General features: G+C 48.8%; 16 protein-coding genes. 4 read left to right on the forward strand and 12 right to left on the reverse strand.

The window, feature by feature from the left end; genetic code table 11:
• Positions 1-140 precede the first annotated feature (140 nt).
• From pyrR to EPD17_RS15190, 10 genes are all read right to left on the reverse strand, one after another.
• A complete protein-coding gene (gene pyrR, locus EPD17_RS15145) occupies positions 141-659 on the reverse strand; it encodes a bifunctional pyr operon transcriptional regulator/uracil phosphoribosyltransferase PyrR (RefSeq protein WP_132055458.1) in 519 nt (172 codons plus the stop codon).
• A gap of 113 nt (positions 660-772) precedes the next feature.
• A complete protein-coding gene (locus tag EPD17_RS15150) occupies positions 773-1,450 on the reverse strand; it encodes a porin family protein (protein ID WP_114236165.1) in 678 nt (225 codons plus the stop codon).
• Between the two features lie 112 nt (positions 1,451-1,562).
• Positions 1,563-2,165 carry a porin family protein gene (locus tag EPD17_RS15155; protein ID WP_165929626.1) on the reverse strand — a complete coding sequence of 201 codons (603 nt, stop codon included), beginning with the start codon at positions 2,163-2,165 and terminating at the stop codon, positions 1,563-1,565.
• A 247-nt stretch (positions 2,166-2,412) separates the two neighbouring features.
• A complete protein-coding gene (pruA, locus tag EPD17_RS15160) occupies positions 2,413-4,056 on the reverse strand; it encodes an L-glutamate gamma-semialdehyde dehydrogenase (protein ID WP_132055460.1) in 1,644 nt (547 codons plus the stop codon).
• 183 nt (positions 4,057-4,239) lie between these two features.
• Positions 4,240-5,344, reverse strand: a protein-coding gene (prfB, locus tag EPD17_RS15165; RefSeq protein WP_132055461.1) for a peptide chain release factor 2 whose coding sequence is annotated in 2 segments (ribosomal slippage) — positions 4,240-5,283 and positions 5,285-5,344 — 1,104 coding nt in all. Because the reading frame shifts where the segments join, the coding sequence is not laid out codon by codon here.
• Positions 5,345-5,545: 201 nt separating this feature from the next.
• Positions 5,546-5,863: a peptidase associated/transthyretin-like domain-containing protein gene (locus tag EPD17_RS15170; RefSeq protein WP_114236169.1), complete on the reverse strand. Its 318-nt coding sequence runs from the start codon at positions 5,861-5,863 to the stop codon at positions 5,546-5,548.
• A 172-nt stretch (positions 5,864-6,035) separates the two neighbouring features.
• Entirely contained in the window at positions 6,036-6,392 is a 357-nt protein-coding gene (locus tag EPD17_RS15175) for a septal ring lytic transglycosylase RlpA family protein (RefSeq protein WP_132055462.1), read from the reverse strand.
• A 7-nt stretch (positions 6,393-6,399) separates the two neighbouring features.
• Positions 6,400-6,807 (reverse strand): VOC family protein, encoded by a 408-nt coding sequence (locus EPD17_RS15180; protein WP_132055463.1) that lies wholly within the window; start codon positions 6,805-6,807, stop codon positions 6,400-6,402.
• A 114-nt stretch (positions 6,808-6,921) separates the two neighbouring features.
• Positions 6,922-7,269: a hypothetical protein gene (locus EPD17_RS15185; RefSeq protein ID WP_132055464.1), complete on the reverse strand. Its 348-nt coding sequence runs from the start codon at positions 7,267-7,269 to the stop codon at positions 6,922-6,924.
• A gap of 103 nt (positions 7,270-7,372) precedes the next feature.
• Positions 7,373-7,600 (reverse strand): hypothetical protein, encoded by a 228-nt coding sequence (locus EPD17_RS15190; protein ID WP_132055465.1) that lies wholly within the window; start codon positions 7,598-7,600, stop codon positions 7,373-7,375.
• 63 nt (positions 7,601-7,663) lie between these two features.
• Here EPD17_RS15190 and EPD17_RS15195 point away from each other — a divergent pair, with 63 nt between their 5' ends.
• From EPD17_RS15195 to EPD17_RS15210, 4 genes are all read left to right on the forward strand, one after another.
• Positions 7,664-7,987 carry a cupin domain-containing protein gene (locus EPD17_RS15195; RefSeq protein ID WP_132055466.1) on the forward strand — a complete coding sequence of 108 codons (324 nt, stop codon included), beginning with the start codon at positions 7,664-7,666 and terminating at the stop codon, positions 7,985-7,987.
• 127 nt (positions 7,988-8,114) lie between these two features.
• Positions 8,115-8,516: a transmembrane 220 family protein gene (locus EPD17_RS15200; protein WP_132055467.1), complete on the forward strand. Its 402-nt coding sequence runs from the start codon at positions 8,115-8,117 to the stop codon at positions 8,514-8,516.
• 58 nt (positions 8,517-8,574) lie between these two features.
• Positions 8,575-10,026: an alpha-L-fucosidase gene (locus tag EPD17_RS15205; protein ID WP_132055468.1), complete on the forward strand. Its 1,452-nt coding sequence runs from the start codon at positions 8,575-8,577 to the stop codon at positions 10,024-10,026.
• A 128-nt stretch (positions 10,027-10,154) separates the two neighbouring features.
• The gene (locus EPD17_RS15210) at positions 10,155-11,405 is read left to right on the forward strand and encodes an aspartate kinase (RefSeq protein WP_132055469.1); all 1,251 of its coding nucleotides are present in this window, start codon (positions 10,155-10,157) and stop codon (positions 11,403-11,405) included.
• Positions 11,406-11,474: 69 nt separating this feature from the next.
• On the opposite strand, the gene EPD17_RS15215 is transcribed toward EPD17_RS15210, so the two are convergent.
• Together EPD17_RS15215 and hppD are read right to left on the reverse strand one after the other, a co-directional pair.
• On the reverse strand, positions 11,475-12,656 hold the full coding sequence (locus EPD17_RS15215) for a L,D-transpeptidase family protein (RefSeq protein ID WP_240040801.1): 1,182 nt from the start codon (positions 12,654-12,656) through the stop codon (positions 11,475-11,477).
• A 164-nt stretch (positions 12,657-12,820) separates the two neighbouring features.
• The gene (hppD, locus tag EPD17_RS15220; RefSeq protein ID WP_132055471.1) at positions 12,821-13,954 is read right to left on the reverse strand and encodes a 4-hydroxyphenylpyruvate dioxygenase; all 1,134 of its coding nucleotides are present in this window, start codon (positions 13,952-13,954) and stop codon (positions 12,821-12,823) included.
• Between the last annotated feature and the right edge of the window lie 232 nt (positions 13,955-14,186).

Here is a 14,186-nt window from a genome sequence, read left to right on the forward strand (position 1 = left end):
AGCGCACTACGCGAAGCGGCATAAAAGTTTGGAAAATAAAAACTGTACAATTCAATTCGCACCATCAACCACTCCCCATCTACCCTTTTCCGTTCGTTGAATCCATCTTCGGACATCGAACTTCCGTCTTCCGACTCAGCTCAATCCATCAGCACCACTTCATCTTTACCGTCTTCATTCCACACTACTTTTACCCGCTGCGACACAATCGAGTCGATCGTTTTGCCGGTGTAGTCGGGCTGAATAGGCAATTGCCGGCTGTAGCGCCGATCCACCAGCACCAACAACTCCACTTTCTCGGGGCGGCCAAAATCCATCAATGCATCCAACGCAGCGCGGATGGTGCGGCCGGTGTACAACACATCATCCACCAGCACCACTTTTTTTCCTTCAATGGAAAATGGAATATCGGTATGATTGGGTACATGGATGCCTTTGCGCAGGTCATCGCGGTAAAATGTAATATCGAGTTTGCCGTAGTCGGGCGGCGTAGTTGTTTCCTTCGAAATGGCTTCATACAGCCGGTCGGACAGGTACACGCCACGCGGCTGAATGCCAATCAGCACGCTGCTTTTACTGTCCACATGATTTTCTAACACCTGGTTGGCCAGCCGCCTGATGGCCAGGGTAATTTGCTGATGATTCAGGATGGTTTTCAAACCCAAAAATTTGGGATAAAAATAGGCAAAGCAGCGCAACAGCTGTTTGATAAATAATGAAAGCCGCAAAGTTCCCAGCTTTCATTATTTGCTTATATCATATAGTCATGTACTTATTTGGCTGCGCCAAAATGATAGGTAAGACCTACCTGCAGCACACGGTTGCGGAAGTCCATATTGGCTGAAGAAGGAGAATCTTCGTTGTTCCAAACATTGGTAAATCCGTACACATAACGGGCATTAACACCCAAACCAATACGCGACAGGTAACCTACGCCACCAGCTAAGGAGAAGTCGGTTTTCTTAACATAGTCGCGGTCTTTTAGGTTTACCTCGCCACCTGCATTTCGATCGGCATTGGCACTTGAAAGATAGCTGAACTGCGGGCCGGCTTCAATCATAAAGCCGCTTGGTGAAGCCAATTGCAGCATCAGGGGCACCGATACATAATGGAAATCGAACTCGTTCAAACCGGCAAGGTTTGGATCGGCCGATGCCATGGGTGATGTTTTAGAACCCTGGATGTTGTACAAGATCTCGGGCTGGATGCGGAATGCGCCAGCAACAGGGATGTTGTAAAAAAAGCCTGCATGCAGCGAAGTTTTTGCATTGTTGTTCATGCCGCTGTTGGCACTGCCTGCATCTTTAATTTCCAAGCGGGCAGAGTTGATACCAGCCTTGATGCCAAAGCGCGGTTTCACTTCCATTGGGGTACGTAATTGCGGGTCATTCTGCGCACTTGCCGAGATACCGACAGCCAGCGCCATCGCCAAAAAATGGATTTTTTTCATAATGGTGTTTTTCTATTCGTACAATTTAAAAAAGGGTGTATAGGTTAGGTGTTGTTGCGTCAGCTTAAACGTCAAAAATAGATCATGTATTCAAGCTTCGGCTTCGATCGACTTATCTGGATTTTGCTTTGTGAGCAGGATCCAACATATAGAACAATGAGATCTGGAAATTGTTTTGTGTTCCTTTACCCGGTCCTGTTGTTACATCCGACAGCCCAAGGTTGTAACGACCACCAACGCCCAGGCCGGAATACGAGAGGTAGTTTAAACCAAAACCAAGTGATGCATTGGTTGTTTTAAAATCGTCTTTTGAATTTTCCTCTTCACCGTTTTGGTCTTTTAATTTCGAGCTAACGAGGAAGCCAATTTGCGGACCGGCTTCAATTCTAAAACCATTATCGAACATGTATTGCAGCATCAGTGGAACGTTGATGTAATCGTTCTTCACTTTTACTTTATTGTTGCCATTGATGCGGGTAAGTGTGCCGCCTTCCTGCGAGTATAAAAGCTCCGGTTGCACAGCCCATTGACGAGCCAGGTGCACATGTGCCGTAAGCCCGAGGTGTACACCCAGTTTCGAATCGGTGTTCTCGTTGTTTTCTAAATTTAAAGAAGCAATGTTGAGGCCACCTTTTACAGCCAGGTGTGGCTTAGTTTGCGCCGAAAGGGTAAAAACGGATACTATTCCCATGAGGAATAAACTGATCTTTTTCATGATGAGCATTTTGCCAATCGTTTTGCAAACAGAATACCAGTTTAAACATGGGAACAATTTTGTGGAAAACTCAACAGCGCATAATTATCTTCTTTTAGGTGTAGCGTATTGTAATTGATGAAGTAAGCGTTTATTGTTTGCCCACATAAAACAGATAATAACAATGGCCGCCATCTGGCAGCCATTGTTATTATTCAATTTAAGTAAAAAATGCAACGTTACCTGATGCATGTTTTTGCTGAAAGCATCAAATACCCTCGCTTTCGCCCAGTAAAAACGGGTAGCGGTAATCCGTTGGTGGTACAAACGTTTCCTTAATGGTGCGAGCACTGAGCCAACGGTACAGGTTCAGTTGCGAGCCTGCTTTATCGTTGGTGCCTGATGCACGGGCCCCGCCAAAAGGCTGCTGGCCTACTACTGCACCAGTGGGTTTGTCATTGATGTAAAAATTACCTGCAGCGTTGCGCAACTTGTTGGTGGCAATTTCCACAGCATAACGGTCTTGTGCAATTACTGCCCCGGTCAGTGCATATGGAGAGGTTTGATCAACCAGCTCCAATGTTTCTTCCCACGCTGCTTCATCGTACACATATATTGTTAATACCGGGCCAAAAATTTCTTCGCACATAGTGATGTACTTTGGATCTTTTGCTTCGATAACAGTTGGCTGTATAAAATATCCCTTTGATTTATCGTAAGTGCCGCCGGCAATGATCTCTGCATCTTTTGCACCTTTTGCATTGTCGATGTATTGTGCAATTTTATCAAAGCTGCGTTCGTCAATCACCGCATTAATAAAGTTGCCGAAATCTTCAACCGATCCCATTTTAAATGAATCGATTCCTTCAACCAGCAAACGCTTTACTTCGGCTGCAATGTTCGATGGAATGTATGCGCGGGAAGCAGCAGAACATTTTTGTCCCTGGTATTCAAATGCACCACGCAACAAGGCTGTAGCCACTACTTCAGGGTGTGCACTTTTATGCGCTACCACAAAATCTTTTCCGCCAGTTTCGCCCACAATGCGTGGGTACGAACGATAGCCACCAACATTTTCACCAATGGTCTTCCACATTTGGTTGAACACACCGGTAGAACCAGTGAAGTGTACACCTGCAAATTCGCGGTGACCAAAGCACACCTTACCCAGCGTTGGGCCATCCACATAAATCAGGTTGATGACGCCATCGGGCAAACCAGCTTCTTTTAAAATGCGCATGAACATTTGCGCAGAATACACTTGCGTATGTGCAGGTTTCCATACTACCACGTTGCCACACAGTGCCGCTGATGTAGGCAGGTTGCCACCAATGGCAGTAAAATTAAATGGCGTAACAGCCAGCACAAAACCCTCCAGCGGACGCCACTCCAGCCGGTTGTGCATGCCGGCACCGGAAATGGGCTGTTGCTGGTAAATTTCACTCAGGTAGTGCACATTGAACCGCAAAAAATCGATCAGTTCGCAGGCTGCATCAATCTCGGCCTGGAATGCATTTTTGCTTTGGCCCAACATAGTGGTGCCATTCATATGATAACGGTACTTGGATGCAATAAGGTCGGCGGCACGCAGAAAAATATTGGCCCTAGCCTCCCAGCTCATGGCAGCCCACGCATCTTTTGCAGCCAGTGCTGCATCGATGGCCTGGCGCACATGGCTTTCATCGCCTGCATGATAGTGCCCTAAAGTGTGTGCTTTTTCGTGGGGCGGATGCATGCTTACCTTGTTACCGGTACGCACTTCTTCACCTCCTATAAACATGGGAATATCTACCTGTTCCGATTTTAACTGTGCAATGGTTTTTTGTAATGCTTTTCTTTCGGCAGAGCCGGGGGCATACCCCAGCACTGGCTCGTTGGTAGGCAGCGGGTAATAAAAATATCCAAGACTCATGTAAACAAAATTTCCGCAAACCTAAAGATTAAATGGCAATGCAGTGCGCAGCGGTGGCAAAGCCCGGGTTAAGGCTGTAATAGAAAAGTCAAAACCCAAAAGCGGATTTCATTTTCGAAAACGCAGCTTTTGAATTTTGACTTTTGCTTTTTACTTAAATGATGTAGCTAAAAACGAAACAGCTTAGTTACCCGCATTCGCCTCTTCTTCTTTCTGCGACATCAGGTAGGCTTTGATAAATCCGTCGAGTTCGCCATCCATCACCGGCTGGATATTGCCAACTTCGTAATCGGTGCGGTGGTCTTTGATCATTTTATATGGATGGAATACATAGCTGCGGATCTGCGATCCCCACTCGATCTTTTTCTTGTTGGCGTTGGCCGCATTCTTCGCTTCCTCGCGTCGGCGCAGCTCTTCTTCATACAGGCGGCTTTTCAGCATCTGCATGGCCTTTTCGCGGTTGCCCAGCTGGGTGCGTTCCGTTTGGCACACCACCACAATGCCCGTTGGCAAGTGCGTCAGCATTACCTTGGTTTCCACCTTGTTTACGTTCTGGCCACCGGCGCCGCCACTGCGTGCCGTTTCCATTTTTACCTCACTGTCTTTTACCTCGATGTTGATGGTAGCATCCACCAACGGGTACACAAACACCGAAGCAAATGATGTATGCCTGCGGGCATTGGAATCGAACGGTGAAATACGCACCAGGCGGTGCACACCGCTTTCCGCTTTTAAAAAGCCATAAGCAAACGGTCCATCAAACTGCATGGTACAGGTTTTAATGCCTGCGCCATCGCCATCCACCCAATCGAGTATGGTAACGGTCCAGCCTTGTTTTTCGCCGTACATGCGGTACATGCGGGCCAGCATTTCGCTCCAGTCCTGGCTTTCGGTGCCACCGGCGCCGCTGTTGATCTGCAGCACTGCAGGCAACTCATCTTCAGGCTGGTTGAGCGTGCTTTTAAACTCTGCTTCTTCCAGTGCGGCAATAGCTTTTTCGTAAGCCTGCTTTACATCTTCTTCCGTGCCCTCTCCTTCTTTCCAGAATTCAAACAGCACGGCAAAGTCTTCAACAGCGTTTTCAACACTTTCGAAAAGGTTTACCCAATATTCATTCAGCTTAATTTCTTTCAGGATGCCCGTTGCACGGCTGTTGTCATCCCAAAACCCCGGCGCAAGGGAAAGTTGCCGGTCGTTGTCGATTTTTGCACGTCGGTTAGCGACGTCAAAGAAACCTCCTCAGGACCAATAGGCGGTCCCTCATATCTTTAATATGCTCTTGTGTCATAGGCCACAAATGTAGCAATAAAGCCCATTGATTGATCACCATAGCCGGTCAATTAAGCGGGGCCAATATGTTTGGTAAAGGATAAGGCAGGTCTAAAAACGGGCGGCTGTGTGCCATCGTCAACCCAGGAAAGCGGACGTAGCGAAGATGGTAACAAAGCCCCGAACCAAAATCCGGGGCTTTGTGTAGTTATCGTGATGTTTATTGCTCCAGGGTAAGGGCACCCAGGTCAGTGGTCTCACCTTCTTTAACAACAACACCTTCTTTCACGAGGTTTTTGTAAGGCGCTTTAGCCTCAACAACTACCTGGTAAGTGCCGGGCTTTACTTCGTCGAAAGAAAATGCGCCGCTGTTGGCTGTAGCTTTCAGCGAGTCGGTGCCGGTGATGGCCCAAACTGTACCTACGCTTTCAGCCGGTGTAACAGAACCTTTGATGCCGGATGCAAAATCATTTTTAAACGAGAACAATGCAACTGATGCCAGTGCCAGTGCGGTGGTGCTTTTCAGGATGTTTTTCATGATGTGTGTGATTCAATGGTTAAGATAATTGGCTTCCGGAAAACCGGACACCCCTTGTCAAGTACCATGCCAATTCATAAAAAAATTAAGGGCAATAATCACACAACCTTTGCGTTGCCCATCGCCTCAAAGCCTCTACAGAAAAGCTTTCTACGCGGCTGCACTGCACTGCTTAAGGACGTCTGTACTTGAGCTCAACTTCGGTTACACCATCCCGTAACATCCCTATTTTTCGTGCGGCCCTGCGCGACAAATCAATGACCCTACCCTGCACAAAAGGACCCCGATCATTGATGCGCACTTTCACTGATCGACCATTGCGCATGTTCGTTACCGTTACCTTGGTACCAAAGGGCAAAGTTTTATGTGCAGCGGTTCGTTTCCTGTTTCTGAATATTTCTCCCGAAGCAGTTTTACGACCATTAAACTTGTTATGGTAATATGATGCCTTGCCTTGTTGCACCACTTTTGGCGCACAGGCAGAAGCAAATAAAAGCAGTGCGCAAGTTGCTGTAATGATTGTTTTCATATTGCAGTTAAACAGGGTTTACAGGCACCGGAAATTCGTTGTTCATCTCCAGCCAATAGCCGTCGGGATCCTGGAAAAAAACCTGCCGGATGCCATCGGGCCGCATATGTACCACGCCCCAATTTTTGCGGGCATCGCAATAAGCTACACCATTGTCTGTGAGCTTTTCTAGAAACGCTTCAAACCGCGGTGTGCTCATCGCCAGGTGATGATCAATATGAAAACCGGGCAACTGTTCGGCACCGGCAATCAGGTGCAACTGGCAGCCCCGCCCAAGTGCAAACCAGCTGTGGCGGCCTATTTTAAAGGGTTCTTCAAGCGGTGGCAGGCCAACTATATTTTGGTAAAAATCAGTACTCCGCTGCAGGTTGGTTACCTGCAGTGCAATATGGCTCACAGTTATATTGATGGACATGGGCGTGATTAAAATGAATCGGCAAAATTAGGTGCTTTGCAGCCCTTGGTTTCTTGTTATTTCCATAAAAAAAGGGCTGGTTAAGCCCTTTAAAAAATTGACCATACCTACACGTTATCGCCTGCCTTCGTTTGCTTTATTGCGTGCACGATCGGTTTCTTCGCTGTCGTCCAGCAAATCTGGATTTGGCGATTCGCTGCGATCGTTTTGCGCCTCTACCCTGAATGTCTGGCTTTTATTTGGCGAACGATGTGCTTCTTCGTCGTTAAAACCATTATCACGATCCTGCTGCGGCCGTTCGGGCCTAGGCGCATTTACAATGTTGGCTGCCGCTTCCTGCCGTGCAGCATTGCTGTCGGCATCATCGCCTGCAAGACGTCCTTCATTTTCCAGCCGTTCGTATTCTTTCTGCGCATCGCTTTTGCGTTCTTTGTCCCGGTTTTGTTGTCGTTCACTGCTCATGATCTTCTATTTTTTTAAGTAAAAAAAAATTGCACGCAAGGCTGCATCGCTTTGCAGCTTGCAGCGGATCGTTTTCAACCCGCCGGTGCATATCCATCCAACATTAAATCAGGTCTGTGTTTTCACCCAGCCTTGCGGTCTCGCCTTCATCCAGGTCGTCGTTGGGGCTGGTGGCCGTAAGCTCTGCATCGGCTTCCATGTCTTTATCGGCCTGCTCATGTGCAGCCGCTACCAGTTTGTTATCCATACCCCTGCCGCCTTCCAATGCCTGCCGGTCAGCAGCTTCAGTTGGCGGCTGCCGAGTTTCCTTCGGTGTCTTCTCGTCTTTCATGTTTTTTTATAGATAGGCCTTAAAATTCATGCCTGTTTTGCCGTCCTTTGCCAAAACAATTGCATGTCGTTTATCCATATTGCAGACCTCCCTTTTAAAGAAACCCAGCCCGGCGCCGAACTGCGCACCATTCATACCGGCACAATGACGCTGGCATATTGGAAAATGAAAGGTGGCCTCGACTTTGCGATGCACCAGCACCCGCACGAACAGGTGGCCCATGTGCTGGAAGGCGAATTTGAACTGACTGTTGGCGACGACACAATGATCTTGAAGCCGGGCACTACCGCAGTTATTCCGGGTGGCGTGCCGCATGGCGGCCGCTCTATCAACGATTGTTTGTTGCTCGATGTATTTCATCCCGAACGTGAGGACTACAAATTTTAAAGTGCTTTGTAAACAAAAAGCCGGATGGCGCTTGAATAAATTGCACCAACTACTGTGTAGCTAAATGGCAATTACAGCGGCCAGCAATAAGTTTGGTCTGTTTGCATAAACCTTTTTAATTTGGCTTATGGCCCTGCGCATTTTTAATTACCTGTTTGCCTTTTTATTTCTTGTTTCGGCAATCCTTCAATACAACGACCCTGATCCCTGGTTGTGGATTCCCATTTACCTGTTTGGTGCGGCTCTTTGTTTTCTTGCGGCCCGCGGCAAATTTTACCGCAACACATACCTCGCAGGCATCGTGGTGTTTGGTATCTATGCAGTGTACCTGCTGTTTACGCAGGATGGCGTGCTCGACTGGATCAATGAACACGATTCGGAAAATATTGCACAAACCATGAAGGCCACCAAGCCCTGGATTGAAGACACCCGGGAATTTTTTGGGTTGTTGATTTTGATGGCCGCTTTGCTGGTCAACTATATTGCTGCCCGCAAGAACCTGGGCCAGCGCAAGGGTGTTACTTTTTAGTGTAAAAAAAGCTTAGCGCAATTCGGTTTTTCTCGCCGGAATTGTTTTGCTTAAGGGTATGAAACGTTTGATTGCCCTTAGCCTGATGCTGCTCCTACATGCAGCCAGCCTTGCACAGAAATACAGCCCCAATTGGGAGTCGCTCAATAAGCGGGGCATCCCTGCCTGGTTTAACCAGGAAAAGTTCGGCATCTTCATTCACTGGGGCACCTATGCAGTGCCTGCTTATGCGCCGGTAATTCCCAACAGTGGCTACTCTTATTCGGAATGGTACTGGCAACGCCTGTACGAAAAGCAAAAAGACTTCTGGGCGTTTCACCAAAAGAATTACGGCGCTGATTTTCCTTATACTGATTTTGAAAAAAGCTTCAAGGCGGAGTTGTACCGGCCCGAGCAATGGGCTGATGTATTCAAACGCTCCGGCGCAAAATACGTGGTGCTCACCTCCAAGCACCACGAAGGGTATTGCCTGTGGCCCAATGCCGATGCCGATCGTACCTGGGGCAGGCCGTGGAACGCAGTTTCGGGTACACCTAAGCGTGACTTGCTCGGCGACCTGACCAGTGCAGTGCGCAATGCCGGTTTGCGCATGGGTTATTATTATTCGCTGTACGAATGGTACAACCCATTGTGGCTTTCCGACAAGCAGCGCTATGTGGCCGAACACATGCACCCGCAATTCAAAGACCTGGTGACAAAATATAAACCCGACGTGATTTTTTCGGATGGCGAATGGGATATTTCGGACACTGCATGGCGCAGCCCGGAGTTGTTGGCATGGTTGTTCAACGAATCGCCGGTAAAGGAGCATGTAGTGGTGAACGACCGCTGGGGCAAAAACACGAGGGAACGAAACGCTGGCGCCACCTATACCACATCGGAATATGGTGCGGGCATGAACCCCGATATTGTATGGGAAGAAAGCCAGGGCATCGGCCACTCCTATGGCTACAACCGCAACGAGCAGATTGATGATTATAAAACGGGCAAACAACTGATCCTGCTGCTCATTGATGTAGTGGCCCGCGGTGGCAACCTGCTCCTCGACATAGGGCCCACTGCCGACGGCCGCATCCCTGTCATCATGCAGGAGCGGTTGCTGGAGATTGGCGCCTGGCTGAAAGGCAATGGTGCAGCCATTTTCAACACCACTGCTTGGAAACAGACAAGGCAATGGAGCACCGGCAAGGAACCGGAGAAAAAAGGCCCTTCGTATATGGCCGGCTACGACATTAGCAAGCTGGTGCAGCCCCAAAAAGACAGTGCATACATCGAGCAGTTTTACACACGAAATGGCAGCAGCTTGTATTGCATTGTGCCACAATACCGGCCGCAGGTGGTGATCAAAAACTTCAAACCAGCTGCAGGAACCAAAGCCAGCATTTTAGCCAGTAAAAAAGCACTCAACGCGAAACAGGTTGGCGCAGACTATCATATCGACCTTTCCGTGTTAAAGCCCACCGACCTGGAGCAAGGGCCATTCGTGATTCATTTGCAAGGTGCGTTGTAGCGTGTAAATAAACCGGATGATGATATTCATCGTACCGAAACATGATTAAAAACTGCGTTAGGTGCCTGACACAAAGCAGGGGCACATTGATCCAAATAGCCACATCTTTGCACCAAATTTTTTGAGGGATGAAGGTGTTTAAATTTGGCGGTGCTTCCGTATCCGGGGCCGGCAACATCCGTAACGTAAAGAGCATTTTACAACAATATACAGACGGACCGCTGCTGGTGGTTATTTCGGCCATGGGCAAAACCACCAATGCTTTGGAGGCCGTGGTATCCGCATTTTACAATGGCAACAAAGATGAGGCCTTGCGGCTTTTTGAAAATATCAAAGGGGATCACCTGCAGTTGTGCGCCGAACTAACACCGGAGCCATTACCCGAACTAAGTGATTTTTTTACCGAAGTGGAATGGCTGCTGCACGACCAGCCGGTGCGCAATTTTGATTATTACTACGACCAGGTGGTTTGCATCGGCGAGCTCCTGTCGACGCTCATAATTGCGCATTACCTCAATTGCGAAGGCGTGGGCAACACCTGGGTAGATGTTCGGGATGTGATGCGTACCGACAATAATTTCCGCGATGCAAAAATTGATTGGGCATTTACCGGCAAAAAAGTGGAAATCGAAATACTGCCGTTGTTTGATGTCCACAACCTGGTGATCACACAGGGCTTTATTGGTGCTACCGATGAAAACGAAAGCACCACGCTGGGCCGCGAAGGCAGTGACTATACCGCTGCGGTTTTTGCCTCACTGCTGGGTACGGAAAGCCAAACCATTTGGAAAGATGTACAAGGTGTAATGAACGCCGACCCGAAGCTGTACCCTGGTGCCGTTTGGATCAGTGAGCTGAATTACCGGGAAGTGATTGAGATGGCGTATTATGGCGCACAGGTAATTCACCCGAAAACCATCAAGCCGTTGCAGAACAAAGGCATTCCGCTGTACGTACGTTCGTTTCTCCATCCCAATGAACAGGGAACGGTGATCCATAACCGAAAAATAACTTCGCTTCCGCCAATCATTGTGTATAAAAAAGAGCAGGTACTGATTGAGTTGACCGCAAGAGATTTTTCGTTTGTAAGCGAAGGGCTGAACAGCGAGGTAAGCCAATGGTTTCAACAAGTAAAATTCAAACCCAACCTCACGCAGATCACTGCCATCAGCATGTTGTGCGTTACCGACAACCTGGAGGAAAAGCTCGACCAGTTTGCACAAAGCGCCGCACACCTGTTTGAAGTGCACCTGCGAAAAGGCCTGCACCTGCTCACCATCCGGCATTACAACGATTCGATTCTGGAAGAGCTGACCCGCGGAAAAGAGATTTTACTAAAACAACAAACCGTAGAAACAGTGCAGGTAGTGATGCGGTAAAATATTTTCTACCAAATAAAAAAGGGCAGCTTCAACAACTGCCCTTTTCTATTACTTTTTGCTATCGTTTTACTTCGATTTTTCAATACCAAAGCCCTGCCTGATTTTCTTGGCTACCGGCTTGTCGTTTAAAACGGCGGGCTGCCAAACGGGCATTTGCTCCAGCACCGTAATTACTTCATCATTGAACTCTTCATCCACACCCTGCACCATTTTAAAATTGGTGGGCGTGCCATCGCTGTCCACGATGAATTCTACCACCACGTATGCCTTCTTTTTCCCATCGGGCAAGGATGCTGCAAGCGCATCGCCCATCTTATCGAGGTATTTTAAAAAATGCTCATTACCACCGGGGAACTGCGGCCACTGGTGTACCGCATCGGCTACCTGCGCAATATCGCGGTGACGGTGCGGCACCGGGGCACGCTTGGGTTTGGGCGGCGGTGGCGGTAGCTTTTTGGTGAGGCCGTCAAACACATAATCGCCCTGATTATTTACCATAATCAGGGGCAGTTGGCGGGTCAGTTCAAAATGATCATACACCAACTCGAGGTTCTGCGCAAACTGCTTCAACTGCGCATCCGTTTTGGTCAATGTATTGAGGTAATCCTGGCTCTTTTTGTTGTTGTACCGGATCGGGAAAATATGTACGGGGATGAAATCCTGTCCGCGGTTTTTGGCATGCGCCGCAAGGATGTACAGTTCTTCGATCTGCTCATTGTTTACCGGGATGCAACCCACCGTAACGCAACTGCCGTGGATATAAATATCGCCGCCGGGGCGGAAGATATCACTCAACAATTTGTCTGAAGCGTTGGGATAATTGAGGCCCAGCGAAAGATGGTAGGTACTGCGCGGGTTGAATTCATTGATGAAATAAAATCCCTCCGGCACCTGGTAATCGCCTTCCATGCGCTTGGGGCCCAGCGAGCCGGCCAGCGCACAAACCTTGTATGTTTTGAACAGTTTGAATTCGTCTTTGCGATCGTTGCGCACCCACACTTCCAGTTGTCCGTCGTATTTAAAGTTGCGGATGTACAGGTACTTGGCTGGCCACTCCAAACCTTTGGTTTTAAACTGCCGTTGCAGCGTGTCTTCCTTGCGTTTCAGCGCTTCGCCGGGCCGGGGCAGCGTTCGCTGGAAGCTGATAAAAGAGCCATCCATATTGGGGCCGCTGGCCAACATGGGCATCTGGCCAAATGCAGGCACGGCGGCAATCAGGACAAATAAAAAGAGGTACACCAGTTTCATACAATTCAAATCCAAGAGGCAATTTCGGAAAAAATCGGGTGCACGCTCTTTAAAATTCGCTAAAGTGGGGAGGAAGTCGGAAGACCGAGGTCCGAAGTCCGACGAAAACGCGACATCATTTTCTCTAATTCTTCCGACTTCGGACCTCCGACTTCCGACTCATTCTACAAATTCCCCCGCTGCTCCTGTTCCCTTTCCAAGGCTTCAAAAAGGGCTTTAAAATTGCCTTTGCCAAAGCTTTTGGCGCCTTTTCGCTGGATGATTTCGAAGAACACGGTGGGCCGGTCCTGCACGGGTTTGGAAAAAATCTGCAGCAGGTAACCTTCATCGTCGCGGTCCACAAGGATGCCCAGTTCTTTCAGCGGCTCTAAGTCTTCGTCGATGCGGCCAACGCGGTCCAGCAGGTCGTCGTAATAAGTATTGGGCACTTTTAAAAATTCCACGCCGCGGCTGCGCAGCGCCGTTACCGTTTCCACAATATTATTGGTGGCCAGTGCCACGTGCTGCACGCCTTCACCGCCATAGAACTCCAGGTATTCTTCCACCTGCGATTTCTTTTTGCCTTCGGCCGGCTCGTTGATCGGGAATTTTACAAACCCGTTGCCGTTGCTCATTACCTTGCTCATGAGCGCCGAATATTCGGTGGAAATGTCCTTATCATCAAACGACAAAATATTGCGGAAGCCCATCACCTCTTCGTAAAATTTTACCCAGCGGTCCATGCCGTTCCAGCCTACATTGCCCACGCAATGGTCCACATACTGCAGGCCCGTTGTTGGCATGGTAAAATACGGGTTGATCCAGGCCCGGTAACCGGGCAGAAACACGCCGTTGTAAGCTTTGCGTTCCACAAAAAGGTGCACGGTATCGCCATAGGTGCAAATGCCACTCAGCACCACTTCGCCGTTTTCATCCTCCACGCGTTGCGGCTCCATGCTGCTCACGGCACCGCGTTGGGTTGTTTGCAGCCAGGCATCAGCGGCGTTGGGCACCCGCAGCGCCAAGTGTTTCACGCCATCACCATGGCGAAAAATATGGTCAGCAATCGGTCCTTCGGGCCGTAAGGCGGAGGTCAAAACAAAAGTGAGCTTTGCCTGCCGCACCACGTATGAAGCGCGGTCGCGGAGGCCCGTTTCCGGACCGGCATAGGCCAGCGGCTGAAAGCCAAAAGCAGAGATATAATAATGGGCGGCCTGTTTGGCGTTGCCCACATAAAATTCAACATAGTCGGTGCCTTCCAATGGTAAAAAATCGGCGGCGGCAACAGGCACGCCAGGCTGCATGGTTTCTGTGTTCATTGCAATCGTGGTTTATAAACGGTAAAATGTGATAGCGCAAGTAAGGTGCCGCTAACGGCGCCATAGAAAAATGTGGGTGCAGGGGAAATTAAAATGCGGCTTCCATGGCAAGCGCCTCCATGAGTAGTACAAAGCTGTACCGCTTGTCGTTAAAATATTTTTGTGGATAGTCGGGGCGCATGGGCAGAGTAAAGGTAGGGAGAAGTTGGAGGAGTTGATAGTTGACAGTTGA

This window comes from Pseudocnuella soli, from assembly GCF_004347775.1.
Lineage (GTDB): Bacteria > Bacteroidota > Bacteroidia > Chitinophagales > Chitinophagaceae > Flavisolibacter > Flavisolibacter aquaticus.

What these genes read in the sequence shown, in the direction of transcription:
- EPD17_RS15215 (WP_240040801.1), bottom strand. Translation starts at nt 12,656, where the DNA reads ATGAAACTGGTGTACCTCTTTTTATTTGTCCTGATTGCCGCCGTGCCT.
- EPD17_RS15150 (WP_114236165.1), bottom strand. Translation starts at nt 1,450, where the DNA reads ATGAAAAAAATCCATTTTTTGGCGATGGCGCTGGCTGTCGGTATCTCG.
- EPD17_RS15190 (WP_132055465.1), bottom strand. Translation starts at nt 7,600, where the DNA reads ATGAAAGACGAGAAGACACCGAAGGAAACTCGGCAGCCGCCAACTGAA.
- EPD17_RS15155 (WP_165929626.1), bottom strand. Translation starts at nt 2,165, where the DNA reads ATGAAAAAGATCAGTTTATTCCTCATGGGAATAGTATCCGTTTTTACC.
- pruA (WP_132055460.1), bottom strand. Translation starts at nt 4,056, where the DNA reads ATGAGTCTTGGATATTTTTATTACCCGCTGCCTACCAACGAGCCAGTG.
- EPD17_RS15205 (WP_132055468.1), top strand. Translation starts at nt 8,575, where the DNA reads ATGAAACGTTTGATTGCCCTTAGCCTGATGCTGCTCCTACATGCAGCC.
- EPD17_RS15170 (WP_114236169.1), bottom strand. Translation starts at nt 5,863, where the DNA reads ATGAAAAACATCCTGAAAAGCACCACCGCACTGGCACTGGCATCAGTT.
- EPD17_RS15185 (WP_132055464.1), bottom strand. Translation starts at nt 7,269, where the DNA reads ATGAGCAGTGAACGACAACAAAACCGGGACAAAGAACGCAAAAGCGAT.
- hppD (WP_132055471.1), bottom strand. Translation starts at nt 13,954, where the DNA reads ATGAACACAGAAACCATGCAGCCTGGCGTGCCTGTTGCCGCCGCCGAT.
- EPD17_RS15210 (WP_132055469.1), top strand. Translation starts at nt 10,155, where the DNA reads ATGAAGGTGTTTAAATTTGGCGGTGCTTCCGTATCCGGGGCCGGCAAC.
- EPD17_RS15195 (WP_132055466.1), top strand. Translation starts at nt 7,664, where the DNA reads ATGTCGTTTATCCATATTGCAGACCTCCCTTTTAAAGAAACCCAGCCC.
- EPD17_RS15180 (WP_132055463.1), bottom strand. Translation starts at nt 6,807, where the DNA reads ATGTCCATCAATATAACTGTGAGCCATATTGCACTGCAGGTAACCAAC.
- EPD17_RS15200 (WP_132055467.1), top strand. Translation starts at nt 8,115, where the DNA reads ATGGCCCTGCGCATTTTTAATTACCTGTTTGCCTTTTTATTTCTTGTT.
- EPD17_RS15175 (WP_132055462.1), bottom strand. Translation starts at nt 6,392, where the DNA reads ATGAAAACAATCATTACAGCAACTTGCGCACTGCTTTTATTTGCTTCT.